The sequence below is a fragment of the Rhodococcus sp. T7 genome, assembly GCF_009872365.1.
Classification (GTDB): Bacteria; Actinomycetota; Actinomycetes; order Mycobacteriales; family Mycobacteriaceae; genus Rhodococcus_F.
In genome coordinates this window covers 237316-262096 of sequence record NZ_WXYH01000389.1, presented here as the reverse complement: position 1 = coordinate 262096, position 24781 = coordinate 237316, and the positions used below count along the sequence as shown (strand labels likewise).

Below are 24781 nucleotides of genomic sequence, written 5' to 3'. Positions count from 1 at the left end.
GGTACTGGCATTCCTTCGAGGCGCTTGACTTCCAGAAGTTGTCCACATAATCGAGCGGGCGGTCATTCAGGAGCGGACGGTAGCCGGTCTCGCTGCAGCACGGGCGCGCGGCCGGATCGGCGGCCAGCCCAAAGCGATCGACGCGGCGAAGGCTCGCCACATCAGGCAGATGATCGAGGCCGGAACCCCGAAAAGTGAGATCGCCGCAGTTCTGGGGATCGGCCGCGCCACGCTGTACCGGCATCTCTCGGCTCTGTCGCCATGAGGCGCTGCCTCATGGCGACAGATGTTTGTGCACAGCGCTTCTGACCACTGGGATATCAGAAGTCCTCTGTACTCATCGCGAAACTCCCAGGTAGCCGGGTAATCGACTTCTAAACTGACAGCCGAGCTTCCCGAGCCATGCCACTTGGCCGGCAACGTCCTGTTTGGTGAGGTTGAGCACCGTGCGTTAGCCGATTTTCATGCTCGTCAGTATCGCCGGACGGCTCGACAAGTCGTTCGGCTTCCGGCGCGTCGCCTGTCTGGCAGCATATTTGGCGCATTCGTCTGTCTTCACCCTGCTCGCCAGGCGCGTAGACCGGTGGCAGGCGGTCGACCTGGTGACCGATGGATGCCCACTGCCAGCTCTGACCGGCAGAGGAGTTAGCGATGCTGGAGGTGATCGAAAGCCGAGTTCGGCGGCGATCTCGTCGCGAAGCGGTTGCTCGGCTGTAGATTTGAGCTCGAAGGGGGCGGGCATCGATGGGTGAGAGGAACGACGCCGAGTGCGTGAGCTGAACAAACGCACTGAGGTTATCTCGACGGTGTCCACGGTATGGAGGGGGATTTCCTCGCGATCGCCTCATGCAACCGGGGTACTATTCTCCGGCGAAGTCGGCACTCCTGCCAGCCTGGGTGGTGGGTGCGTCGGCAGCGCCGCACCCCGCATTGGAATTTGTGCCCCGTTGCAGCAGGTGATTCTGCTTGAATTTGTGAATGCGATCACCTAATCCGCGCCTGTGGTCAACCAAGGCGAAGGCAATCAACCTAGGCGTGTTACTTCTCGTATTGGTGGGCGGAGCCATCTTGTTTGCCCGTCTTTCTCATAACCCGTGGCCACAATCCCTTGCCGCGGTTGTCGCCCTCTCATCCTTGGTAGCTACGGCCGTTGCGGCCTACAACGCTTTCGCGCGGTCCCGCCGCAAGGACACTCTTGCTGCCTTTTCTTTGTGGTCAGATAAGCACTACCCAGTGCGGGTAGCGCTTAGCAAGCAACTCGGTTCTCACCGGATCTCAAGGGAGCAGGCTCTCGCCCTCGTTACAGCGGCGCCCTTGAATGACAAGAACGGTGCCCCTCTTAGTCAAGAAGACAAGCAGCAAGCGCGTGAACAGATCTGTGAGGTTCTCAACGGCCTTGAACGCTTAGCGACTGGCGTCAACCTAGGTATTTACGATGAGCGAGTGCTCCGCAAGATCGGTGGCACCATCATCGTTCGCACGTATGAGCGATTCGAGCCGTATATCAGAGCGCGGCATAGCGAAGCTGCTGCGGAGGGGCAACAGAGCAAGGCATACGAGCAGCTTGCAATCTTGGTGAAAATTCTCGATATGCCCAGGCTGGACGCGACGAGGAAGAACATGCGGGACGATATCGACAGAGGAAGGCTGGAGGCCCTTCGTTAGAACCTCCAGCCCCGTGACTCGACTAAGTCGGGTCTTCCTCTTCTCTACGAGAGCGGACGTCGCAGTACATGCCCAACCTCCTTATGCCTATTACCGTACCTCTGGCGTGTGGCGGATTTGGTCAACCCCACCTGCGTTCCTCAACACGTGCAGGAGAGCTTACATTCCTGCCATGCAGGCAGCGATCCTATTCTTCACCTGTCCGGTAGCTAGTCTAGCAATCGCTCGCTTGGGTGGAGGATGTGTATCTCCACAGGGAGCGCACCCATGACACCTCGGCGACGTCGAGATCCCGCAGTGAAAATCGACGGCCATCCCGGCAGCGGGCCGACCACGACTTCTCCCGTTGCTGATCCGCCATGCACGTTGACCGTGATCGACCGGTCGATGAGTTCGGCGGTGAGGGCTACGCGGCATCCTTCTCTGACTTCGACGATCGCTCCTCGTTGAGGAGTCGGCTTGCCGCTTCGTTCGCGCGCCAACGCGCAAACACGAACAACGTAGCCGCTGCGGCAGATGAAAGGGCTGCCACTGCGGCACCGAGGAACTGGCTACCGCCGCTATAGGTCGGCTCGTAGGTGATCAGTCGAACTATTAGTAGCGCTGTCGCGACTAGGAAGAGTGCCAGTGCGCCGCGCCTGAACCAAAACGTGATGATCACCGAACGCTCCGCGCTGGCTTCTGTCGCGCTCGCGCCCGGCCGTTCCACGTCACCTTCGAGCACGCGAATGTCCAGCACGAGCCGGGCGACCAATCGCTCTACCGCTTCTTGGCCATTCAGCCCAGTCGGCCAGGTGTTCAACACTTTGACCAGCGGGTCAAGCCGGTCATACGGGCCTTTCCGTGCAGTGCGGATACCGACCCATGCCACGGCTATCACGCCGATAAGGGTCACCATGGGAGGAAGTGCCTCGAAGAGATAGTCCCAAAACGTCTTCGTCGTCTCTTCTGCGGCCCACACCCACATCCCCATACGTGGATTCTCCGCTAGGCGTCTACTGCGCACTGCCCTTTGAATCCAAGGCACCCGCCACGGCCAGGATATTTTCGTTGGTGCGGAACCTGCAGATCACACGGTAGCCATCGAAGTCGAGCCGGGTTCTGGTCCCGGCGTCGAGACCTCCGTGGAACATGAACTGCTGAGGAGGAGCGTCGGATGAGCGAGAACAGGCCGGGTAGGCCCCGGGAGTACGCGTCGGACGCCGACCGCGTCCGCGCCTGGCGGGCGCGGCAGAAGGAGAAGGTGGCCCCGGCCGCGGCGGAGTTCGTGGAGACGCCGGTGGGTCCGGCGGAGGCCGCGGTGACGCTGTCGCAGGTCCTGCCGCTGCTGCGGCAGGAAGCCGAGGGCGCGGTGGCGCGGCTGTCCGCGGTCGCCGATCGGATCATCGGTTCCGTCGACCTGCTCGGGGACCCGGCCGCCGTCGATGCGCACCTGCGCCGCGCCCAGGTGACCGCGGACAAGGTGCGAGCTGATGCCGCCGCCGAGATCGAACAACTCCGCGATCAGCTCGACACGGCAGTCGACGACCGGGCCAACGCCGACGCCGCCGCCCGCGCCGCCGAGCAGGCAGCAGAGGAATCCGCCGGTGCTCTCGCCGACGCCCGACGCGACCACGGCGACCAGCTGCACGCACTGGCGGTGGTACACGAGGAGGAGATGACCGCCCTCACCGCCGAGCACCGCGCCAAGAACGCCGAGCAGCATTCCCTCATCGAGTCCCTACGCACTCGCACTACCGAACTCGGCGAGGAGATCACCCAGGTCCGCGGGGCAGCCGACCGTGCCGCCGCAGCGTCGGCCGCCACCATCGGCCGGCTCGAATCGGACCTCGACGAGGCCCGGATCGCGATTCAGTCCGAACGGACGCGAGCCGACGAAGTCCGCGACGAACTCGCCACCACCAGAGCGGATCTCGCGACCGCGCAAGCGCAAGCGGCTGCGGCCCGCGAACGAGTAGAAGAGCTGCGCGCTGACCTCACTGAAGCTCGCAGCCGTGTTGCCGCGGTTGGTGAAAGACGGACGGAGTGAACAAACCACCAGCTCACGGCAGGGCGCCACCGCCAGATTGCTCGAGAACCGACAGACAAGGGGGCAATGCTCGGTCGGAGTTCTCAGGTCGGTCATCGGGCGGCACACGCTCGCGTGCACGAGCTGCCGGGGCGTATCGTGAAAACGTCGATGGTGCGGCACCCACTCCGAGTCTTAGGTGGATAGCCATGGGCTTCCTTAAGAATCTTGTTTCCGAGTTTTTGCCGACGAACGGTGGCGACGCGGCCACCACCGGTGCCGACGAAGCGCCGCCGGAGGCACCGCCACCGCCGGAGGCAGCGCCATCATCGACTTCACGCGAGAGCGAGGCAGGTACGGAGGTAACACGTCTGTACACCGCGGGGATCGAGGCAGTACAGCGCGGCCGAACGGGCGAGGCCAAATCGTGCTTCGAGCGGGCGGTGTTGGCTGGCAGTGGCAAGTGCGATGCGTTCGAGGTAGCGGTACCGGTCGCGTCGAGTTACTTCGAACTGGGACGCCTTGCGACTGGTCCTGATCACCGACACGAGGCAACACTGCGGTTCCAGCAGAGTGAGCGCGTCTTCGCCCGGGCCAGCGAGCAGGCCCGGGAACAGGGGCTGGGTGAGCTGGCGGACAGGCTTCGCGAGGAGGCGATGTCCGCGGCTGAGCAGGCTTCCGGTGCGGCGACCAACTCGGCGGGTGGGACGTCGAGCGCGATGCCGAACCTGCTGCAACAAGAGAAGGATCTGCGAGCCCGTCAGTGGGAGAGCTGGGCATCGCACCTCGGACGTATCTGAGGGGAACCAATGTTCAAGCGGAAAAGTCCGACCCCTCCACGGATTGTGGGTCCGTCAAACACTCTGCCTCCCGGAGTAGATCCGACGGGAGCGTTCCGGTTTGCTGAGAGCACGACCGAGTACCCGTTCATGCATCCGACCTTCTCGCGGGTCTACGCGTTCTTTACGTTCCAAGATGGCGGTCGCATCACGATCGCGACTCCGCTGGTACCTGCGGAACACAGCCCGCGTTTCGCACTCGCGGATCTCCCACACAACGAGTGGGTCCAGTTGCAGGATGCGCACGGGCGCCCGCTTCCAATTGCGGTTCTGGTGGACGATCTCGGTGCCAGCGGGCGATGGCTGTGAGGGGAAGCGGCAGGTGACGGACTGGGCGCGGGATGAGCAGATCCGACGGGAGGAGCAAGATCGCCTGCTCCGCGCGCAGGAGTTCGCGGCGGAGGCCGCCCGTTCCGATCAGGAACGGCAACGCCGCGCAATGGAGTCCGCGGCGGACGCCGCCCGCCAGGCCGAACAAGCTCGGGTACGACAAGCCCAGGAGTCGGCAGCGGAAGAGAATCGTCGAGCCGACGTCGAACGCGCTCGACGAGAACAGGAACATGCCGACGACGCCAACCAGGCCGCGGCCCAAGATTTGAACGACCCGCAATACGGGTTATTCGCCCGCCTTAGCAAGGGCCACCGCCAAGAGGTGGAGGCCACCGAGAGGATGCGGCAGCAGGCGGCCGAGGAAGACCTGCGGCGCCAGGAACTCGCCGCACGTTCGGCCGAGCAGATACTGCCCAGGCCGGATGATATTCCCAGGCGGCTGGACATGCCCGATGAGGAGTTGTTCTCTAGACCCGAAGATGTAGCTCGTGCCGCACAGCAGGATCTCGTAGCACTGGCCGGGCGCCCGTTGGAAACCCCTACTCCTCAGGACGAGTATGACAAGGACAGCCGGGGCATCGACGAGCAAGAGCGGGAACGACTGCGCCGGGACGAGGAACTACGGCCAGAATGGCCGCCGCCACCGCCCCCACAACCCGCCGAGCCGCGCGACCGCCAAATGGATCTGGTTACTTCGGTGCAGGAAACGCCGGATAAGTTGTGGCATAGGGACCACCTCCGGGAGTTCATTCTCGATCAGGAATGGGTACTGCGAGAGATCGCTCAGGATGCGAAGTTCAAGGAGTGGAAATATTGGAACGACCCAGTGAATGGGTTCTTCGCACGTATGCGGCGCGACGACGAACATAACCTCTTCCTCATCGAGGAAGAGAAGTTCAAGGAGAAGCTTAACGAAGCATACAAGTTCATCCGTGATCGTCACGAACAGCAGGCTGAGGCCGCTCTGCGCGTTCATGAGGCGCGGCACGCGTCCGCGGCCCGCGGCTGGGATCCGCGACCGCTCAAACCCGTTCCCGAGACAGATGCTTGGATGGCAAGCCTCGGTGTCAAGCAAGTGGACTTGCCCAACCTCGAGGAGGGTGGCGATCGCGCACTCTTCGAGGTGTATGTCGACGAGGACAAGTTGAAGAAGCTCCTGGAGGAGATCCAGAAGGATCCCACGGAGCGTCGGCCTGAGCGCGTCTGCAAGTGGCTTGGTCGAATTCCGGAGAACTCCTGGGAAGCAGCCGCCCGCGGAAGGCAATTGGCCGACCATTGGTACACGGGCAACGATAAAGAATCCGATGTCAAGATGTTCAAGGTCGTGGTCGTACTCGACGACGAGAGCACACAGTGCTGGATGAGCAAAATCGGCTCGCAACGTGGACATCCTGCTGTCGGGTCGGAGCAACGGTCCCAGCCGGCGCGCGCGGAAGGCGTCTTCTACCGACGCGAGACTGCTGACGGGTACGAGAATGTCGTGGCTCGATGTCACCAGTACTACCGGCCGGATGGGTTCCGAGTGCGCCTGGCCACCGACGAGGAGAACCGATGGCTACCCCAAGTGGAAGAGGTGGCCACCCTCAACCCGCAACCCGATGTCGAACAGAGGCCGCGATGACCATTCGAGCGACTCTGTCCAACGGTGCGCTTACGCTCGAGGACGATTGCATCGTGCTCGAATGGGGTGGACGGTTCGATCCCCGAAAAGAGCACGACCCGCAGCGGATCTCCCTGGACGACATCCGAACCGTGGAGTTTCGGCCCGACACCAAGTGGCGACGCGGCTGGGTGCGATTCGGAGGCGATCACCTCGGCAAAGTGTCCGCCCTGGCCGGAGAGCCTCCGGCTGCCGACCTTGACTGGATCTTGGTTGGCGCCCATGAGACGGAGAACACCTTCCTGGTGGAAATCGTGCAGACAGTGGCCGAACGGATAGGCCAACCCGATCCGTTCGCGCCCACTTCGTCACCCGCGAGGCCGGCCTCCAAACCGCCGACGGGTGATGGCAACGCTAGAACCACCTTTTACATCCACGCTCTCGGCCCCTCCGGTTCCGGCAAGACCGTGTTCATGGCGAGTCTCTACAACCGGCTCCGGCTCCGTCGGCCCGAGCTGGCGTTCCACCTCAAAACGGATCACGACAACTCCCTGCACCTCAACACGGTCTTCAACCAGGTTGCAAACCCAGACGAAATGTGGCCCACGGCGACTCAGGGGGTACACGAGTGGCGTTTCCGGGCTCGGCTCTCGTCTCCCGCCGGTGACTTCGAGCCCATAGAGTTCGTGTACCTCGACTATCCGGGTGGCGTGCTCACCAACCCGCGGGCAGCCGGGGACCCGGCTATCCAAGAGCTGGTGACGCGTCTGAGATCAGCCAACGCGCTCCTGATTCTGCTCGACGGACAGGCGATGTTGTCGCTGATGCGCGGCGAACGCCACGGACACCGCTACCTCGAGTTCGACCTGACCAGCAGCTTGGAAATTGCACAACAGAGCCGCTGTCCCGTGCACTTTGTGATCACGAAATGGGATCTCCTGCATGAGGCCTACACCCTCGACGCCGTCAGAGATCGACTGATGGCCGACGAGAATTTCAGCGACCTCATCGCCGCGAAAGTCGAGGACATCCCGGCACCTATCCGTCTCATACCCGCCAGCGCCGTGGGATTCGGTTTCGCGAAAGCACTACCGTCGGGTGAGATGGAAAAGACCGGTCGCAGCCTGCGGCCCCACAATGTCGAGCTGCCGCTCGTCAGCGTGCTTCCGGACTTCTTTCAGTTTGCCTACCACGAGATGCAGTCGCGTGAAGATACCCTGGCTCCCGACTACTTGTCGCGCGCCTCGGCCTGGCTGTCGGACAACCAGCGTGCGGCGAAGTTGCAGGCTTTCGCCGAGGCTGCGATGCCAAAACTGAAGCGGGCAATTGTCATGTCGAATCCGAAGCTGGCACCCCTGTTGAACGTGGACACCGAAGGCATCGCGGCCAAAGCCGTGGGATTCGCCCTCCGCCTCGCGCAGAGCCGCGCAGAACGCAGCGCTGCCGGTCGTGCGGCCTACGCAGAATCGGTGAACGCCCAGCGTGCATCCGTCAACAGCGAGTCGGCCGCCCTGCAGCTTCTCACCCTCCAGTTCGAGCAGATCCTTTCCGATTACGAGATAGCACAGCCCGCTTCGGTGCTCGGATGTAGCCTCGAGCAGTTCAACCCGGAACCCGAGCCGGCGTGAACTCCGAAGCCTGGCCCTTCGTCGTCACGCGCAACTCCACGCTTGACTGGCGGCCCATCGCCGCTCCACCCTTCGTGATAGACGCCCGAACCGACTTCCTGCTCGTACGTCACACAGCGGGCGACGGCGCACACCCCGTGCCGCTAACCGTGCGCCACGTCGATGGGCCCATCGTCGGCAGTTTGACGCTGGCTTTCAGGAGCCGCGCGGCGACTCGTGCACTCCTCGCCGACAGCCGCGATCAGGAATCGCAGCTCCGTGACCGTTTCGGTCGACCCGTGTTTGTCGTCGAGGGCTTGGCTTTGCGAGGTGACGTGCACCTGGAGGAAGCAACCGCCACCGCCGCGATCGACAGGATTCAAACCATCACGACCAAGCACTTCCCATCGTTCTGGTGTGAGACGAATGAGGCGGCGCTGGCAATCCCTACGGCCAGCGTGGAGATTCAAGCGGACCGGACAATGAGCGTCAGTCCAACAGCGTTAGGACTGTCCGGCCGCGCCGTCGCCTGGGCGATACGCATGGTCAGACGGTTAACACCACCGAATAGGGAAACCCGGTAACCTGCAGATCGCAGAAACGGTGAAGGGCCAGGCCCAGCGTGGGTCACCGCAACTTGCTTCGATCATCCAAGCGGGGCGGCGCGCGACCCCTGACTTCGCTGCGGCGCCGGCCTGACGGCTCCGGAAACTATCTCAGCTCGCTGCGCACCACATCTGCGGCGTCCGTGGGGAAGGTGCCCGGCACGCCCGCAACGAGAAAACGGGCGCAAAAGACCAGGCCCGGTAGCCCTGGTTCGGTACCGGGTTCACCAGATGGCGAGCTGCCCCGAATCGTGCTGGCACGGTGCGCTCGGCGCGGCATCCCAACGTTTCCGGGCCGCTCGGGCGCTCAGGCCGGTGACCTCACCGATCTCCGACCACTGCGCACCGGCGGCCCGTGCGCGGGCGATGTCCTCGGCCAGGTCGAAATGCGCCTGATGCGCGATCGCGATCCGCACCAGTAACCGCGCCTTCGGGGACGCCGCCGACGTGTTCCGTAGCGCATACCAGGCTTTCGATCCCGGGGCCGGCGAGGCCATGACCCGATCGGCGAGGCGCTCGAGCAGCACGTCTGCCTTCTGCGTCAGCAGTTCCGCCGCGTCGGCGATCGCCGACCTCGACACCTCACTCTCGCTCATGCCGCGCAGCGTAGCGGCGGGGTACGACATTGATGATGCAAGCGTGCCCCGCACCGGCGTCTCGTCTTCCCGCCCCCTTCTCCGACGTGAGCCCCAGCCGTGACACGACGACGAAGGAGCCCTCCTCACATAGAGGTGGAGCCGCAAAGCGCCCAGCAGCAGGGTCTTCCCTACCCGCCGCTGGCGCTGCTCAGCACTATACAACACACTCGAAAACGTGTTCGATAAATGGGTGCGGTTTGTGCGACCCCGAAGTCATATCGTCTGTGACAACAGGCGATAGTTGTCACTTCTAGATCATTGTTGTCAGGTGTTGGTGTCTGGCCGTCTTTGCGTCAATTTGTCGTCTCCCCGGGCTGAGGTGGCCACGATGCCGTTGCTGGCTCCACTAGCTGCATCCCGTCGACCGACTACCTCTACGGTTGGTGGCGCGGGTTCGGGAGTGTCCGCGGGATCTGGCAAGGTGGGAGCACGCTAGACGCCGCCGGAAGGGGAATCCGAATGACCGATCAGGCCGATAGACACTATGTGACCGGCCTGGACGAGTGGTCGACCGAATTGCTCGAGCGGTTCGTTTCCGATCTTGAGCGAGCCGCGGACTCCAGCCGCTCGTTCCGCACCCTCGACGCCGCCAGAACTGAACTCGCCTCGCGCGCCGTGCGACCGGCCGGCGACCCCTAGAGGCAGCCAAGGACGGACCCGGCATGACGGGGTCCCGACCACTAGAGAGGTGACGTCGACACCCATGGAAGGCGCCTGTATCGATATCTGAAGTGAAACATGCCCGGCAACCCGGCATCGCGATCCGAGAACCTAGGCCTGCTCGATGGAGTCTCGCCTATCCGCTCACCACGTCGAGATGTAAGTACATCGAGGGCATGAACGTGCTGCGCGGACCAGGGGTCTGTCTGGCCCTCCGGATACGATCCCCACCGTGCTAACTCATGAGCGACCCGTCCTGACTGCAGCTGCGATGTTTGCTGGCATTGGTGGCGTCGAAGTCGGGCTCGCTAAGAGCGGGGTGGAGACGATCTCAATGGTTGAGAATTGGGAACCGGCGCGCGCTGTGTTGGCCCACCGTTTCAGTCATGCAGAATTACTCAACGACGTCGCAACGGTGAAGACCCTGCCGCGAGTGGACATCCTGACTGCCGGATTTCCCTGCACTGACCTATCTCAGGCCGGCCGCACGCAGGGCATTCGCGGTTCGGCTAGTGGCCTCGTGAGTCACGTTTTTCGCCTACTCCCGAAGGCACGCCCAACATGGCTCGTACTGGAGAATGTCCGGAACATGCTTGCTCTGGACGGCGGCCAGGCGATGATGTTCTTGGTCCAAGAATTAGAGTCCAGGGGATACAACTGGGCGTACCGATTGATCGATTCGCGGAGCACGGGCGTACCGCAGCGTCGACAGAGAGTCATCCTTGTCGCGAGCCGCACGGAGGATCCGCGGGCCGTCCTGTTTGCGGACGATGCGACCGAGCGTGACGTCGCGTCGTATGACTCCACCGCATTTGGCTTCTACTGGACCGAGGGATTAAAGGGACTGGGATGGGCGCCGGACGCAGTACCGACCCTCAAGGGCGGTAGTTCGCTAGGTATACCCAGCCCACCGGCGATCTGGATCCCCGACGCTCCACTGGGCCGACGCGTCGTTACGCCGACTATCGAGGACGCAGAAGCCCTGCAGGGATTTCGACGTGGATGGACACGCGCTTCCTCTCCGGATGGTCGGCGAAATGGTCCCCGATGGAAGCTTGTGGGCAACGCCGTGACGACGGGTGTGAGTACGTGGGTCGGAAGCCGCCTCGTTACCCCCGGGGCCGCGAATCTTACGGGGCAGCAGCGCCTCGAACCTGGAGGTCGCTGGCCAATTGCCGCCTACGGAGCGAGCGGAGAGGCCTGGTCGGTCCCCGTGAGCATGTGGCCTGTCCGCAAGCGATACAAGCATCTGTTGGACGTCGTCAATCCCTCGACCGCTGTACCCCTATCCGCGCGAGCTACCGCAGGGTTCCTGGAGCGCACCGAGCGGAGCTCCTTGAGGTTCGACTCTGAATTCTTGGTCGCGATGAAGGAACACTTGCGGACTGTCACCGAGCAGCGGTATGTCGGTGCAGTGCCAGTGCCGTCCTAACCAGATCCAGGCCCCTGCATAAGAGCACGATTGTTGCGCCCGCAAGAGAAGGAATCCCGCATAGTGCTTTCAGAGAACGATCTTCGTCAGACGATAGACGAATACCTACTCCAGCTGGAACGAGGCGCCCCCGGCGCCAAGGGCAAGATCAAAGCGCTGATCTCGAAAGAAGCGGGAGTATCGAAGGACGCGATCGCTGTCTCCATAGCTCGCGGTGGGACGAAGCAGACACGTAATCGACTCGGACAAGCCGAAGTTCAAAAAGGAACAGAACTCACGATCTTCCTCCTGGACGAATCAGACCCGATGGACGCCTCCGTCCATTACGTCATCGATTCCATCCGGGGTCGCAATGACGCCCGCCCACCCGTTGGGCCGTTGCTATTTGCTACCCCTAGGCCGAACCAAAGCACTCTTCTTGCCATGGTCGAGGGCAGACCAACGAAGGCAAGCCGAGTGGTGCGCGACATCTACGACGTGACACCCGTCGATCCCCGGGACGCGCTGGCTCCCCAACTGCCTTCGGGTGTGTCACTTTGGCTGCTCATGTCCAGCGGCCAAAGCCTGAATGGGGACATCGACGGTGTCCGATATCACTTCTCCACCTCGATACCGAACGGGCAGCGCGTGAGGGCCGGTGACGTGATAGTGGCCGCCCGGACGAAGGGAAGCTCCGAGCAGGGCGGGGACTGCGTTATCGGAGTAGGACGAGTGGGGCGACGGGTCGACGTCGACGAGGATCGCCACGCTTTGGCCTATTTCGACAGGTACCTGCGGATGGATCCAGCCGTACCGCTCGACGAGCTGAAAGACCCTCGCAAGAACGTCGACTCCATAGTCCCGCTGGATGCAGAATGGGTTGCCCAGCTGATGAAGTTGGCGAGTGTCGAGTTGGTTGAGGATCTGCCCGTACCAATCACTGCACTCAGCCTCGACAGTCTCATTGCTGGAGTGCGGAGCGATGGTCTCATTTTCGAAGACTCGCTGATCGGGAGTGTTCTGGCTGCGATTCGTAGCGGAAAGCACATCATGCTGACCGGCGCCCCAGGAACTGGGAAGACCAGTCTGGCTCTATCCATCGCGGCCGCGGCCAAGGACGCCGGGCTCTGTAACGAAGTCCTTCTAACGACTGGAACCGCTGACTGGACCTCGGCAGACACCGTCGGCTCCTATCGGTTGACCAAGGATCAACAGCTGCGCTTCCACCCTGGCCACGTTGTATTGGCACTCGAACAGGACCGTTGGCTCATCATCGACGAACTGAATCGCGCTGACATCGACAAGGCGATTGGTCAACTCTTCACGGCGCTATCGGGCCAGGCTGTGACCCTTCCCTTCGAGGAGCATGACGAGGACGTGGGTAGCGACGTACCGATCTCCATCGTGCCTCCAGGGCAGCAGCCTCCGGTGGGCACCATTCCCAAGCGCATCCAGGAGAATTGGCGTCTCATCGTCACCCTCAATGATCGAGACCGGGATCTCTTGTTCGACATGTCCGAGGCGTTACTGCGCAGATTCGCTGCCATCGAGGTTCCCGCCCCAGCCGTCGCAGCGTGGCGTCAAATCATGCGCAGCGTTGGGGGCACGGGGCGCAGTGAATGGGACAACGCACTGGAACGACTGATTGGATCAGACGAGTTGTCGGCCCGTCCTCTGGGCGCTGCGGTCTTGCTTGACTGCGTGTACCACCTGAGAGAGATCGCGCATCTGCATGAAGAGCTGGGCACTCCGGTGGACCCAGCCGCGGACCTGCAGAAGACCCTGAGTATGTACGTCGCGCCTCAACTCCGCACGCTGAGCGCGTCGGTGAAGTTGGACGCGACAAGCTTGATGCAGAAGACGACGGACGGCAATACGTCTTCAATCCCCGGCGGCTCCTAGAGTCATGGCCGGATCACTGTGGGACCGCGATCTAGCAGCCAAACAGCTGCGGCCTCAACTGTGGCGTTATCTCAGCGGTGCAGCACGCATCTATCAGGGAGAAGCGGTCAGGCCTGAATTGTCGCTTAGCCGTTCAGACCTCGTTCGAATCTTTGCCACCCACCTGGCCCTGGCGGAAACCACTCAGTCGGCACTTGCCGCAGCACACACGCTACTTGACCAAATGCCGAGCTCGGCCGCCCTGCAGCACATCGAACTTCCCGGTGAAGTCAGAGGCCAAGTGGACTGGCCTCGATCCCATGAGCGACGAGTGGTCACGGGGGATCCCACCCTGTTCGTCTGTTCACCCCCTGAACGGCGATATGACACACCACTCGGCCGCCTCATCCACCTGGCTCTCCGCTGTATCACACGACTGTCGGACCTCAGTTCGCTACCAGCTCGTGGCCAAGTAGGTTCTGTCGTTCACGAGACGAGCGATCAAGCACGCCGCCTGCTCCTGCATCCGAAGTTGTCGAAGGTACGGCGAGTGGATGCTCGTTCGCTACGCCATACGGACGATTTGGTGAGCCGTCGGCCGCTCGCAAAGGACTTGGTCGATCTCGTTCACCAGTACGTCGCGGGGATCGTTGAGGGCGATACGGATGAACTTCGTAGGCTGCTGGAACGCCAGTTCTTGGCGCCAGACGATGACTCGCGTCTATTCGAGTTACAGGTCGGTTTCGACCTGCTGACAGCATTGCAGACATGTGGGTTCGCGATCGATCCGCCATTGCCATTGCTGCCAGGCGGCAAGGCGCCCTTCGCGCTGGTGCGGAAAAACGGGGGGCAAGGCTCAATCTATTGGCAGCGGCCGGCGTGGGTGCTCGCACCAGACTTGAGCCAGTCCGGAGCCTGGTGGCGAACACTCGACGACAACAACCTGCCGAAACAACCATTGCGGCCCGACTTCGTTGTCGACCTTCCAGCGATAAATCGCCGGTTCATCGTCGAGGTGAAATTGACGAGCCTCGCCGAGGGCAGTCCAGACCGCGACGGGTTACGCGACGCGATCGCGTACTTGGCCGATGCCGACGACGTCTTTCGAGAGTACGAACCACCCCATGCCATTGTGGTGGCATGGAACTCGACTGCCACAAATGGCAATCCGTTAGGTGTAATTCGTGTTTGTAGTCAAGAGACGTGGCGCGACGACCTCGTCAAAATGCTCAGTTTCGCCGCCATTAGACGCGCCGAGTAGTGCCGTGAAGAGCGATGCCATTGGCGAAGCATGACCGATGCAGTGAGGAGCCGGGAGACGCGACCGTCGACGTCGACGGAGTGCCGCGACACTCGGCAGCCGGAGAGCCAGCAGCTCTCGATCTGGTAGGAGAAAAAGACTTCTAACAGGGAAAATGGCGCAAAAATCGCTACGGTGAAACACTGACAGTGCGTGTTGCGTAAAAGTAGACCACATATGCGGTACCATTTTGCGCAACACCTCCGAAGGGGGCCTTAATGGCGACCGAGCTCCGCAAGTCAGATGTTGCGCGGGACTGTGAGCGGCGCCTCGCCGCCTACGGGCTTTCCATCGACCTCTTTCACACCGCGCTGAGGCCGGGGCTTTCTCATGCGACGAACCGGTCGGCGCTCGCGCTGCGGTCTTCTCCGGGGACGGACCTGTACCACGACAGCATGGAGCAGTTCGCGCTCCGACTTGCGGACGCGAAGTGGAAACCGGTGTACGTGGACAGACAACCCCGCTTCCTTCATCCGGAAGGGCTTCTCTCTTTCACTCTCGCATCTGCCGTTGATGTCGCGAATCCGGACCTCCGGCGGGAGCCTCGTACGAAAAAGAAGGGCAAAGCGACCCGGAGCGCGCTGTCGGCACCGCACATCGAGGATCCGACCCTGTTCGGGACGGAGGCCGAACAACCTGAGGCGTTGGTAGGCGAGGCGAGACGTGCTCCGCTCTGGCTTCTGCTACATGAGCGGACCGAACGTGGGCTCAAGCTGGAGTTTTCGAGGCCGGAACTCATGACGGAACACGGCATCGTTCACGGGTGGGTTGATCGTATTCCTATGCCCTTCCTCGATCTCGACGGCGACCTGTCGGTCTTTGACAACCCGGATGACGGAGACGGTGGCTTTGATGTCCCGGTCGAACCGCTGCGCTAGCGACACACCTTTCGACCCACCTGTGTTTAGTCCCGCGCGCTTGAAGTTGGCACGGCAACGTCTCGGACTGACCTTGACGAAACTGGCTGCGCTCAGTGACGTTTCACTTCGATCGCTCACCAACTACGAGACTGGCAAGCTTCCGCCAAGTGACGAGTCACTGCGGAAGCTCGCAGATGCTTTGGCCGTGCCACCATCATTCTTCGAACGAGATGCGCTCGATGCGGTCCCGGTGGAGGCGGCGAGCTTCCGCAAGCTCAGCAAAACCACTGCCACCAGAAGAGATGCCGTGCTCGCATCAGCAAGCTTGACCGTGGAGTTTTTCGACGCCATCGCCTCGAAATTCAAACTGCCAGATGCTGACATTCCAACACTGGACAAGCTGGCTCCAGACCACGCTGCGGATCTGGTCCGTAGACGGTGGAATCTCGGTGATCGACCGATCTCCAATATGGTGCACCTACTCGAGTCCAAGGGTGTACGCGTGGCGGCAATCCGGCACGAGTACAACGACATCGACGCGTTCTGTTTCTTTCGGGACACCACGCCATATGTATTCCTGAACACGTCCCGAACCGGCGAACGTCAGCGGTTTGATGCCGCTCACGAACTCGGCCATCTCGTTCTGCACAGTGAACTGGACATGGAGCCAAGCACATCCAAGGAGCGGGAGGTAGAAGCCAACCAATTTGCTGCCGCCTTCTTGATGCCCAGGACCGCGGTATTTGCGCAGTCGATGAGCGGGGCAAGTCTTGACCGCATCCTGGCTGCTCGGTCGTACTGGAAAGTGTCGGCTATGGCCCTTACACACCGACTGCACGACCTCCATCTGCTCAACAACTGGCAGTACCGAACCATGTGCGTAACCCTTTCCGACCAGGGTTATCGCTCGTCTGAGCCGGGAGGGATTGTGCCGGAATCGTCTCAACTCCTCCGCAAGGTCATGTTCGGTGCAGCTAGCAAGATCACCGTTCGAGAGGCAGCCGAAGAACTAGACCTACATCATGCCGATATACGGGGATTTGTTCGCGACCTCGTTCCGACGGCATCTTGAAGATCGAGAGCTAGGAGGTCGGGTGGTCGACGAGTTCGAGTTCTTAGGTGCGGAAGCACCAACTGAGGTGACTTACGCGCTCGGACGACTGCCCGACCGGATCTACGTCAGTCGGAGCTTTCCCTCGACCTTCGCGCATCGCAAGATGTCGGGCATCCAGCTCGCTACATCACCAAGGTCTTCGACGAACTGGCGGCAGAGCAATCTCGTCCGGAGTCAGGCTTCGACCATGAGGAGTTCGTAGTGCACACAATCCCGGGCGGACGGAAGCAGGTGAAGCTCCAAGTCGTGCGCGAAGCCGGCAATGTCCGTGAGCTCGTCTCCAAAGGGTCCCAACCAATCCTGCAGCCGCGAAGATGGATACCATTCTAACTCTCGACCGAGATGGTGCACGGCGGCTCATCGACCTCGTGAAGCTCCTGGACTGCACTGCACCCTTCTTGACGGCGAGATCTAGAGCTGACGATCCGTGTGAAGCTGAGGCAGATTACGTCACCTGTGGTGGCGTAGTCCCAAACTATCGGCATTGGGCGTTACCTACGGGATCACGCGCAGAGCGGGCATCGGCGGGTCCCTGGTCCCCGGGTTCGGCAACCCGATCGGGCCGAGTTGATCATGCCGTGGCCGCGGAGGCCGTGAGGTGTGTGAAGGTCCCGACCCGAAGAACGCTGCCGCCTGGGGCACAGCCACCCACCCCTCGCCACCGACCCGCAGCTCCTCGGTGAGTACCACGTCGGGACCACCAATTCCACACCGAGGCCCCCGGTTTACAGCGACGGGGGCCTCGGGCCTTCGCGGGTATCAGACGATCGCCGACCTCGACGACTTGCGGGTGAACATCAGCCTTCGATGCGTCCGAGGGGAAGAGGAAGGCGGGCGGGCTGTGTTTCACATTGGAAATGAGACGCCCCCAGAACGCATCTGTAGGCCGCAAACACCCAGCTCAAATCGTTTCAAAAGTTATTCCACAACCTCGTGTCACAACAGTCGTACAGATGTGACTTTCGGTATGCTCCGCACATGGAATTGGGGTATGGGCGGGTGTCGACTAGCAAGCAGGACCTCGCGCGGCAGATCGACGCCCTCACCAAGGCCGGAATCGAGCAGGCGCACATTTACGTGGACAAGAAGTCCGGGGCCACCACCGAGCGTCCGGGATTGCAGGCACTGCTGGGATACGCCCGCACCGGCGATGTCATCGTGGTGCACACCCTCGACCGGCTCGGCCGCACCGTCCGCGACACCCTGAACCTGATCCACGACCTGCATCAGCGGGGCATCGGTCTCCGGAACCTGGCGGACCCGATCCGGGTCGACTCGACGAACCCCGACGACCCGATGGGTCAGCTCGCGATGGTGCTGCTGGCCCTGTTCGGGGAGATGGAGCGCACCTATGCGGTCGAGCGGGCCGCCCACGCCCGGTCGGTGGCCACCGAGAAGGGTCGCCGCGTCGGCCGGCCCAGCGTGGTCACCGACGCCCAACTCGCCTACGCCACCCAACTACGCGACGGTGGCGCCACCATCGCCGAGATCATCAACAAGACCGGGCTAACCCGCTCGACCCTCTACCGGCATCTCCCGACACGACCGGCCGAGACGTTCACCGCGGAAACCGACCCCGTCGACGACAAGGACTTCGTCTCAGCAAGTTCGGTGGCGCCGCCAACGGCCGCCGGACCGCTGACCTGCCCGACCTGCGGACATCAGCCCACCACCAGGCGTGAGCTCGTCCCACACCGCGCCGACCTCGCCACCGTCTGGCTGCACCTCGACGACCGCGACCGGGTCCGCGAGCAACATCACTGCGCCCGCTGCCAGCCGCACGGCCACGTCCTGGTGATCAGCTGCTCCCGATGCGGCGACGGCCCCCTGGTCACCGGCACCGCATCCGACAGCAACGATCCTCCGGCTTCGGTCCTGACGTGGCTCGAACGGCACGGGTGGACAGTCGGCCCGGATCTGCTGTGCCCCAACCACTCCTGACATCTGGGTTCAGCGACCCGCGTCAGCACGGGCCCGCGCATCGTGATATCCCTTGAGGAAATACCAGGAAATTGGGCAGCTCGCGGTGGCCATCCTGTGAGACACGTGAGCGTTATTGCGCCCGCGGGCGAGGGGTCACTCGGAACATCATGCGTAGCACCTGTCCATCGGGTAGGCATTGTGCAGTGCGTCGGACGACCCGGTCGGGACGGTTCGGAGCACACCGTTCGGCCGAGAATCTCGCTACCACGGAGGGCCATGATGGGCACGCAGGCGCGGGCGGAAGTCACTCGTCGGGTCTTGCGCGATGCCGCGCCCGAGGTGTTCACCCGCCGCGGCTACCGACAGACGAAGCTGAGCGAGGTCCTCACCCGGGCCCTGGCCACCAAGGGGGCGCTGTACTTCCACTACCGCTCCAAGGAGGAACTCGCCCGCGCCGTGATCGAGGAAGGCACCCAGCGATTCACCGCCGTGTGCACCCCGCATCTCACTCCCGCACGCCGGCATTCGACGCCATGATCGGCACTTCCTCCGTCACGGTCGACGCCGCCGTGACCGATCCGGTGATGGGGGCAACTGCTTAGCGTGACAACAGATCATCTTCAGGTCTTCTCCTCAGAAGGCGTGGGGCATGCGGGTTGCGCCGGGGGTGCGGGCGATGGGCATAGCCCTCTTTGCCCGGGCGGAGTGATCCATCCCGCAATTGACTTCGGTCGGTGCGCCCGGTCCGTTACGGGCCGATGTCCTCGGGGGCTCGAAGTCGCGTCGAGCTGCCCGGCTCCTCGGCTGGGTCCAACTCGGGCCGCCGTGGGGGGGCCGAATCAGGAATCAGGTTGACAGAGCCACGCACCCATTGAGGGATGCGGCGGCACGGACAGCTTGGATGTGGTGGGCGGCAGGCTAGGTCTGTGGCCCATTGCCTTGGCCGGCCCCAGGCGTGAAGTCCTTCACGGCCCCACCAGGTGTACGGAAAGCACCACCTGTTCCAGTGCTAATGGAATCCGGAACGGAGCCCGGCATCTTTGCAAACTGACTAATAGTCTCGCCGGGAGGCCCGCCGATTTGCCCGGGGACACCCCCGACTCCGACACCGTCACCGGGGTCTGCCCATGCCACTCCAGCGAGCGGAACAGTCAGGGCTCCCGCGGCCATCACAGTCACCAACACTTTCTTGAGCATGTTCTTCCTTTGATTCTCGTCATGTTGGGGCCGCCGTTGATGGCGCCGTGTCAAACAAGGTCCGTGGGTGACGGGTCGGGGATCAGCACCGTTCCCGCACAGGGGTGCACCCGCCTCAGCGCCGGATTTCCGACGAATCAGACGCCGAAGAAGAGCCCTAGATCGTCACAGATGCTGAAGTCGACCGGCGTGAAGTTGTATCCGCCGCCGGTTCCAGCATTGGGCGTCAGCAAGTTGCAGCTGAACCGGGTCCAGTCGTCGCCGAGATGCGATGAGTTTTCCGTCGTTGTCGTGACCTCACCGGCACCCTGCTGCGACTGCGTAGTTGTCGTCACGCGGAAGAGGGTGACCAACGAGGTTCCTCGATAGAAGCTCCTGTCCGGGGCGACGGGCCCGTCGAGGGATCTGCCCGCGCGGTCCTCGGCTGTGCTCACCGTTACGCAGTGCTTGGTGCCCTGCTCCACCGAGAAGGTGCCGCCCTGCGCTTCGCAGGTCGGCTTCAGGATCTCGGGCGGCGCCGCGAACGCGGCCGTCGGCGCGGTAAGCAGTAGGGCGGCGGTGAACAGGGCGCTCAACCCTGCGGTGGTGATGCGCACGCCAGCACCACGAACGCCACCCAGGCCTGAATCCAACTTGCGCATGACGCTACCTTTCTTGTCGAGCGCTAGCTCGAATGAGAATGAACTCACCGGGCGCGGGAGATGTGATTGCCGTCACACCCTTATCGGTCGCCGTACCCGGCGTGTTACGGGCCGCACCGCCCCCGCACCGATCGTGGAGGCTGACTATGCACAAGTACGTGACGGTGGGGATCTTCGCACCCGATATGCGTGAGCGTGATGCCGTTAACACTGTCCGGCACGGTGGCGGGGCGGTCTTGCCACTCCTCGTAGAGCTGCCGCGCGAGATCCTGCTCGGTCGTCGACACCCGGGCATAACCCAACTCCACGCATGGAGCGTACCGAAAGTTAGGGCTGTACGGATGTTGCGACACGAAATTATGAGACTAACTTTTGAGACACAGTGACCTGCGCATTCGCGACAACCGAGGGCGGCCCAGATGGTGTCTCACTACCAAGGAAGTGGGACGTCGATTGTGGTGTGCTGTTGAGGTGGCGTTGGCGCTGTGGCGCTTTGGTACCGTCGGCGGGTGATCGCCTGTTGCGAAAGGCCGGCGCCGCTCGTGATGCTGGTGCGCTTCGCGCGGTGCAGCTTGTGCAGACCCGAATGTGCGACGACGGGGCGTGATCAGTGGTGTGCGGCCGATCATCCACTTTCCCATCCCCCGATTGGGGGGAGCGCGCGCGGATTTGACCAGCACATACTGGGGACATGATCGTTGTGCGGAAGACGCAACCGTTCCGCTGGAGTGTGCGGGACGCGGCGCTCGGAACCGACGACACCTCGGAGTTTCGGCACGCGGTCCTCGGGGCGATCCGGGCCCAGATCCCTTAGATCGGGGCTGTATAGCCATGGTCGATCCGGCGACGTTGATGTTCACCTTGTCGACGTTGGTCGACATCTGGCCACTCTCATCAGAGCCAATCGATAAATGCGACGGTATACACGTTGATGTCCGGGCTCACGTTGACCTTGCGAGGCTGCGTTACCCCTGACGCCTCGACGGTGTACAGCTGGTTGCGGTCATAGGTGAATGCAACCGTGTTGCCGTCCGGGCTACCGATGGGGTTGGTCACCGCTACGGTGTTGGTTGGCGGCAAGAGGGGACTACCGTCGCCGTCACCGCAGGATCCGACGTGCTCGACGTTGGCGATACTTGCCTTGTAGATCTGTGTGCGAAGCGGTACGAGGTAGGTGTCCGGTCCTAGCCATCCGATCTCTGAGTGCGCACCGAAACATGAGGATTCGTTGAAGTGGATCACGCCGTCACCGGTTTTGAAAGGTTTCGGTGGGACCTTGCCTTGGGTGACGACGAATTGGGCGTCTGCGACGGACGTCGATCCGGCTGGTACTCGGAACACCGTTTGTCCGTCGTTGTGGTGCTCCGTGTAGTAGAAATCACCTTTATTGTCGAACCCGATGGCGATGTTTCCTTGCGTGCCACCGAAGGGGTCCGCGGTCTCAGTGCGGTTGATGTCTGTGAATGTGCCGGCGAGATCGACCCAGCCGGCGTGGAGGTCTCCGTTGACGGATTTGGTGAGGGCGTACCGGTCCAGGCTCGGCGCAAGACCCAGTCGAAATCCGGGTAAGGTGTTCTGCCAGTTCGACACATCGAACGAAGCGAGTGCGTCGTAGGTACCACTGCCGGGATCGACAAACCCGATCTCGAGGGTCCTCGCACTGCCGTTCCTGTCCTCACCCTTCTTTTGGCCGATGAGAATTCCCGACTTCGTGGTGGGGGCAGGTCCGTTGGTCGAGGTGACCGTCGTTGACGGAGTCCTCGGTAGATCTATCCCGTCGAGTCGTTGAGTCGCAGATGTCGTGGTTCCCGTGGCCCCATCGTCCGACGGGGTGCATGCCGCGCCAAGGGCACACGCGATCCCGATGCAGACGGTCGTGGACACGCGGCGCCACGAAAGGGAATGGTCGCGAGGACTTCGCATTGTTGGCTCCTGTTTAACTGAAGGGTGCTGCTAGTTGGGCCTGCGCGGGTCAGGTTTTGTTGTGCGGCACGTCGCGTGAGTAGATGTCGCCGAGAGCCCGTCGCGCTTCGGCGGCTGCGACCTGTTCGGAGTCGCTGGCGCGGCCGGCGGTCAGGGCTGAGATGACGTCATCGACGGCGGTGGCCACGATGAGGTCAACGGAACGGTTCGGTGGTGTGTTTGAAGTGGCTGTCGACTCGTGGTGTCCATACGGGGCATAACGGTGAACCACCGACGCTGCATAGATCCACAGGGCTGCCGTGTTTGCGACCATGATCATTGTCGGGCCTGCGCTATCTGGGAAAGGTTGGAGAGCGGCAAGGGCGAGTGTGGGGACGGCGGCAAGCGCAGAGTGCCACACCCATGTTCGGGTCGGTTTACGTATCGCATTCCGTGATAGGCCCGAAGCCCGGTCGGTGTCGGGCTCAATCAAGGTCGTCGATCGTGATCAGCCCGTCCTGCAGGGCGCGGGCGAGCAGAGCGCTCTTCGAGGGCGCTGGTCGGCCCTTGGCCGAGTACTTCTCGCGAATCCGAGCAAGGTGGGTGTTCACGGTCCCTAAGGAGAGGAAGAGTTGCGTGGCGAGGACTTCCTTGGAATCGCATTTCAGCCAGCCCAGGAGCACTTCGGTCTCCCGCGCGGAGAGCTTTGGGGCTTCGTGTCTGATCGTGTTGCGCACGGTCATCGACGGATTGTGAATCGATCCCGGTATGGGATGTTCTTCCACGACGTTGTTCACAGTGGCTCCCTCTGTCATCACAGCTCGCGAGAACGGCGACCTGTCCGGCCCCCGGTTCTTCCCTGACGGAGAAGTTATCGGCGTTGTCCGGCGCGGACGAGACACCAATTCGGGGGACGCTCGAACTGGGGGCACCATTCGCAATGCGACCTGCCTGTGTTCAGGTTCGGTCGCGCCCGATGATGTGGCCGTCGTGTGCTAGCTCGACACGGCGGGAGCCGCTTTCGTTACTCACGAGCACCGACGCAGTCAGTGCACGACCGGGTGGGAGGACTCGGGCGGTGATCGACCCGGATTCTGCCCGGTTGAGTTCGTCGGCCACGGTCAGCAGGATCCGGCGTCGCGCAACGGGATCTATGCCTTCCATCCCGTGGTCGTCGAGGAGGACGACGTCGACTCCTCGTCTGCGGGCCGCACGGGCGGCATCGTTGATCAGCGGATCGGCCAGTGCAGGTGCCCGGAGGGTGTCACGTAGATGTGCTTCGAGGAGCCGGCATTGCAGCATCTCCTCGGTGCTGAGCGGCGTCCCGGTGGAGATGCGTTCGAGCATCGGTCGTGCCAGCGTGTCGAGCCGGTTGAGCTGTGCGTCGCGTTCGGACAGTCTGGCTGCGGCGGCGGCCTCGTCAGCGATCTGTCGGGTGGATTCTTCCCTCAGCTGGAAGATCGCCTTCGCTGAGGGGCGGATCGTGTAGGCGAAGAAGGTGCCCATCAGCAGTGGGCCCGCGCTGATCGCCGACATGGTGATTCCGTGGATCGCGCCCTGCCCGGTCACCTGTGACCACACGACGCATACCGTGACTATGCCGAGTAACCCGGCCCACGCCGGCCAGGTTCGCCCCCGGACGCACATGAACGTGTACACGGCTGTGGCGGCACCGATCGGCCATGTTTGCAGTGGGCTCGTGATCGGTACCGGGAGCGCGGCAAGGACCAGCGCACAGGATGCCGGCCCGGCAAGAGTGATGGCGGTCGTCGCTCGCCAGGGAAGCGGGTCACCGGACACCGCGATAAGCGCGATGGCCGATGCGGCATTGACGATCACCGCCAGCGCGATGGGGAAGACGGACGACACACCGTCGAGGGTGCCTGCTGCCGCGAGTGCAGTTCCTCCGATGTAGATGCTCACGATCACCCATGCCGCCCGCGTGTGCATTCCGAGCAGAGTGGTGACGTCGTCGTCGCGACGGTGGTCTGCGCGGGCTTCGGAATGTACGGGGCCTGGAGTGGTCATTGCTCGCTCCCTGCCCAGGTGAGTTCGATCCTGGTGCCGATTTTGGGGCGGGACTCGACGGTGGCCGATCCACCAGGGAGGTGGTTCATCCGATCCAGGATGCTGACCGCGAGGCCCAGTCGGTGGGCCGGTACGGAGGAGATGTCGAAGCCCTTTCCGGTGTCGGAGACGATGACGCTGAGTCGTCCCGGGCCGAGGGCGACGATGACATTGCGATGTGCGCCGGCGCCGGCGTGACGCAGGCTGTTACGCAGCGCTTCGGCGAGGGCGGCGCCGATGGTGCGGACCGTTTCTGCGGGAATGAGTGTGTGTTCGGATCCCGGGCTTCGGTGTACGGCAAGGGAGATCGATTCGTCGACCTCCGACGCTGCGGCACGCAGGTGGGAGAGCACTGCGGGAGGGTCGAAATCCTGTGTCGGGAGCACACCGACCCGGAGCCCGTCCAGCTGGGTCAGGGCGATGTCGGCCTGACGGATCAACCCCTCGTTGAGTGGTATCCGCGACGCCGCCAGCAGCGTCGACATCACGCTGTCATGGGTCAACGCATCGAAGCGTTGCCGCTCGACGGTCCG

At 62.6% G+C, this 24781-nt stretch carries 23 protein-coding genes; 15 read left to right on the top strand and 8 right to left on the bottom strand.

The window, feature by feature from the left end; all coding sequences use genetic code 11:
- Positions 1-46 precede the first annotated feature (46 nt).
- Complete coding sequence (locus MLGJGCBP_RS53385) at positions 47-265, top strand: helix-turn-helix domain-containing protein (RefSeq protein ID WP_328799693.1); 219 nt, start codon at positions 47-49, stop codon at positions 263-265.
- A gap of 713 nt (positions 266-978) precedes the next feature.
- Positions 979-1665, top strand: coding sequence for a DUF4760 domain-containing protein (locus tag MLGJGCBP_RS45220; RefSeq protein WP_160102376.1), 687 nt, complete (start codon positions 979-981; stop codon positions 1663-1665).
- Between the two features lie 406 nt (positions 1666-2071).
- Here MLGJGCBP_RS45220 and MLGJGCBP_RS45215 read toward each other — a convergent pair whose 3' ends face one another.
- On the bottom strand, positions 2072-2638 hold the full coding sequence (locus MLGJGCBP_RS45215) for a hypothetical protein (RefSeq protein ID WP_160102378.1): 567 nt from the start codon (positions 2636-2638) through the stop codon (positions 2072-2074).
- A gap of 183 nt (positions 2639-2821) precedes the next feature.
- Between MLGJGCBP_RS45215 and MLGJGCBP_RS45210 the strand changes: the two genes are divergently transcribed.
- The 5 genes from MLGJGCBP_RS45210 to MLGJGCBP_RS45190 all read left to right on the top strand — a co-directional run bounded on the left by MLGJGCBP_RS45210 (position 2822) and on the right by MLGJGCBP_RS45190 (position 8633).
- Positions 2822-3694, top strand: coding sequence for a hypothetical protein (locus MLGJGCBP_RS45210; protein ID WP_160102380.1), 873 nt, complete (start codon positions 2822-2824; stop codon positions 3692-3694).
- Between the two features lie 422 nt (positions 3695-4116).
- Complete coding sequence (locus MLGJGCBP_RS45205) at positions 4117-4473, top strand: hypothetical protein (RefSeq protein WP_160102382.1); 357 nt, start codon at positions 4117-4119, stop codon at positions 4471-4473.
- 277 nt (positions 4474-4750) lie between these two features.
- The gene (locus MLGJGCBP_RS45200) at positions 4751-6463 is read left to right on the top strand and encodes a hypothetical protein (RefSeq protein ID WP_160102384.1); all 1713 of its coding nucleotides are present in this window, start codon (positions 4751-4753) and stop codon (positions 6461-6463) included.
- The gene (locus MLGJGCBP_RS45195) at positions 6460-8070 is read left to right on the top strand and encodes a hypothetical protein (protein WP_160102386.1); all 1611 of its coding nucleotides are present in this window, start codon (positions 6460-6462) and stop codon (positions 8068-8070) included. Before MLGJGCBP_RS45200 ends, MLGJGCBP_RS45195 begins: the two co-directional genes overlap by 4 nt.
- Entirely contained in the window at positions 8067-8633 is a 567-nt protein-coding gene (locus MLGJGCBP_RS45190) for a hypothetical protein (RefSeq protein ID WP_160102388.1), read from the top strand. The genes MLGJGCBP_RS45195 and MLGJGCBP_RS45190 overlap by 4 nt, the downstream gene beginning before the upstream one ends.
- 245 nt (positions 8634-8878) lie before the next feature.
- Here the strand turns inward: MLGJGCBP_RS45190 and MLGJGCBP_RS45185 are convergent, their stop codons facing one another.
- Positions 8879-9250 (bottom strand): hypothetical protein, encoded by a 372-nt coding sequence (locus MLGJGCBP_RS45185; RefSeq protein WP_236581607.1) that lies wholly within the window; start codon positions 9248-9250, stop codon positions 8879-8881.
- A gap of 501 nt (positions 9251-9751) precedes the next feature.
- Between MLGJGCBP_RS45185 and MLGJGCBP_RS45180 the strand changes: the two genes are divergently transcribed.
- The 8 genes from MLGJGCBP_RS45180 to MLGJGCBP_RS45145 all read left to right on the top strand — a co-directional run bounded on the left by MLGJGCBP_RS45180 (position 9752) and on the right by MLGJGCBP_RS45145 (position 18978).
- Complete coding sequence (locus MLGJGCBP_RS45180) at positions 9752-9931, top strand: hypothetical protein (protein ID WP_160102392.1); 180 nt, start codon at positions 9752-9754, stop codon at positions 9929-9931.
- A 292-nt stretch (positions 9932-10223) separates the two neighbouring features.
- Positions 10224-11384 (top strand): DNA cytosine methyltransferase, encoded by a 1161-nt coding sequence (locus tag MLGJGCBP_RS45175; protein ID WP_160102394.1) that lies wholly within the window; start codon positions 10224-10226, stop codon positions 11382-11384.
- Positions 11385-11447: 63 nt separating this feature from the next.
- Entirely contained in the window at positions 11448-13265 is a 1818-nt protein-coding gene (locus tag MLGJGCBP_RS45170) for an AAA family ATPase (RefSeq protein ID WP_160102396.1), read from the top strand.
- A gap of 4 nt (positions 13266-13269) precedes the next feature.
- Positions 13270-14505, top strand: coding sequence for a hypothetical protein (locus MLGJGCBP_RS45165; protein ID WP_160102398.1), 1236 nt, complete (start codon positions 13270-13272; stop codon positions 14503-14505).
- Positions 14506-14762: 257 nt separating this feature from the next.
- The gene (locus MLGJGCBP_RS45160) at positions 14763-15422 is read left to right on the top strand and encodes a hypothetical protein (protein ID WP_160102400.1); all 660 of its coding nucleotides are present in this window, start codon (positions 14763-14765) and stop codon (positions 15420-15422) included.
- Positions 15397-16476, top strand: a complete 1080-nt coding sequence (locus tag MLGJGCBP_RS45155) for a helix-turn-helix domain-containing protein (RefSeq protein ID WP_268960809.1) — start codon at positions 15397-15399, stop codon at positions 16474-16476. The genes MLGJGCBP_RS45160 and MLGJGCBP_RS45155 overlap by 26 nt, the downstream gene beginning before the upstream one ends.
- A gap of 1020 nt (positions 16477-17496) precedes the next feature.
- A complete protein-coding gene (locus MLGJGCBP_RS45150; protein ID WP_160102402.1) occupies positions 17497-18459 on the top strand; it encodes a recombinase family protein in 963 nt (320 codons plus the stop codon).
- Positions 18460-18717: 258 nt separating this feature from the next.
- Positions 18718-18978: a helix-turn-helix domain-containing protein gene (locus tag MLGJGCBP_RS45145; RefSeq protein WP_236581609.1), complete on the top strand. Its 261-nt coding sequence runs from the start codon at positions 18718-18720 to the stop codon at positions 18976-18978.
- 797 nt (positions 18979-19775) lie between these two features.
- Here MLGJGCBP_RS45145 and MLGJGCBP_RS45140 read toward each other — a convergent pair.
- The 6 genes from MLGJGCBP_RS45140 to MLGJGCBP_RS45115 all read right to left on the bottom strand — a co-directional run.
- Positions 19776-20234 (bottom strand): hypothetical protein, encoded by a 459-nt coding sequence (locus MLGJGCBP_RS45140; RefSeq protein ID WP_160102404.1) that lies wholly within the window; start codon positions 20232-20234, stop codon positions 19776-19778.
- A 939-nt stretch (positions 20235-21173) separates the two neighbouring features.
- Positions 21174-21869 carry a hypothetical protein gene (locus MLGJGCBP_RS45135; protein WP_160102406.1) on the bottom strand — a complete coding sequence of 232 codons (696 nt, stop codon included), beginning with the start codon at positions 21867-21869 and terminating at the stop codon, positions 21174-21176.
- Positions 21870-22251: 382 nt separating this feature from the next.
- Positions 22252-22389: a hypothetical protein gene (locus MLGJGCBP_RS45130; RefSeq protein WP_160102408.1), complete on the bottom strand. Its 138-nt coding sequence runs from the start codon at positions 22387-22389 to the stop codon at positions 22252-22254.
- A gap of 277 nt (positions 22390-22666) precedes the next feature.
- On the bottom strand, positions 22667-22978 hold the full coding sequence (locus MLGJGCBP_RS45125) for a LuxR C-terminal-related transcriptional regulator (protein ID WP_236581610.1): 312 nt from the start codon (positions 22976-22978) through the stop codon (positions 22667-22669).
- Positions 22979-23138: 160 nt separating this feature from the next.
- Positions 23139-24209, bottom strand: a complete 1071-nt coding sequence (locus MLGJGCBP_RS45120) for a tripartite tricarboxylate transporter TctB family protein (protein WP_160103966.1) — start codon at positions 24207-24209, stop codon at positions 23139-23141.
- Positions 24206-24781, bottom strand: a 576-nt coding sequence (locus MLGJGCBP_RS45115; RefSeq protein WP_236581709.1) for a sensor histidine kinase, incomplete at its 5' end; no start/stop codon positions are given. The genes MLGJGCBP_RS45120 and MLGJGCBP_RS45115, both read right to left, overlap by 4 nt.

Bases quoted from the DNA above. Each gene is read 5' to 3' on its own strand.
- MLGJGCBP_RS45220 (WP_160102376.1), top strand. From the start codon at position 979: ATGCGATCACCTAATCCGCGCCTGTGGTCAACCAAGGCGAAGGCAATC.
- MLGJGCBP_RS45120 (WP_160103966.1), bottom strand. From the start codon at position 24,209: ATGACCACTCCAGGCCCCGTACATTCCGAAGCCCGCGCAGACCACCGT.
- MLGJGCBP_RS45180 (WP_160102392.1), top strand. From the start codon at position 9,752: ATGACCGATCAGGCCGATAGACACTATGTGACCGGCCTGGACGAGTGG.
- MLGJGCBP_RS45185 (WP_236581607.1), bottom strand. From the start codon at position 9,250: ATGAGCGAGAGTGAGGTGTCGAGGTCGGCGATCGCCGACGCGGCGGAA.
- MLGJGCBP_RS45145 (WP_236581609.1), top strand. From the start codon at position 18,718: ATGATGGGCACGCAGGCGCGGGCGGAAGTCACTCGTCGGGTCTTGCGC.
- MLGJGCBP_RS45210 (WP_160102380.1), top strand. From the start codon at position 2,822: ATGAGCGAGAACAGGCCGGGTAGGCCCCGGGAGTACGCGTCGGACGCC.
- MLGJGCBP_RS45175 (WP_160102394.1), top strand. From the start codon at position 10,224: ATGTTTGCTGGCATTGGTGGCGTCGAAGTCGGGCTCGCTAAGAGCGGG.
- MLGJGCBP_RS45160 (WP_160102400.1), top strand. From the start codon at position 14,763: ATGGCGACCGAGCTCCGCAAGTCAGATGTTGCGCGGGACTGTGAGCGG.
- MLGJGCBP_RS45215 (WP_160102378.1), bottom strand. From the start codon at position 2,638: ATGGGGATGTGGGTGTGGGCCGCAGAAGAGACGACGAAGACGTTTTGG.
- MLGJGCBP_RS45155 (WP_268960809.1), top strand. From the start codon at position 15,397: ATGTCCCGGTCGAACCGCTGCGCTAGCGACACACCTTTCGACCCACCT.
- MLGJGCBP_RS45165 (WP_160102398.1), top strand. From the start codon at position 13,270: ATGGCCGGATCACTGTGGGACCGCGATCTAGCAGCCAAACAGCTGCGG.
- MLGJGCBP_RS45150 (WP_160102402.1), top strand. From the start codon at position 17,497: ATGGAATTGGGGTATGGGCGGGTGTCGACTAGCAAGCAGGACCTCGCG.
- MLGJGCBP_RS45195 (WP_160102386.1), top strand. From the start codon at position 6,460: ATGACCATTCGAGCGACTCTGTCCAACGGTGCGCTTACGCTCGAGGAC.
- MLGJGCBP_RS45200 (WP_160102384.1), top strand. From the start codon at position 4,751: ATGCGCACGGGCGCCCGCTTCCAATTGCGGTTCTGGTGGACGATCTCG.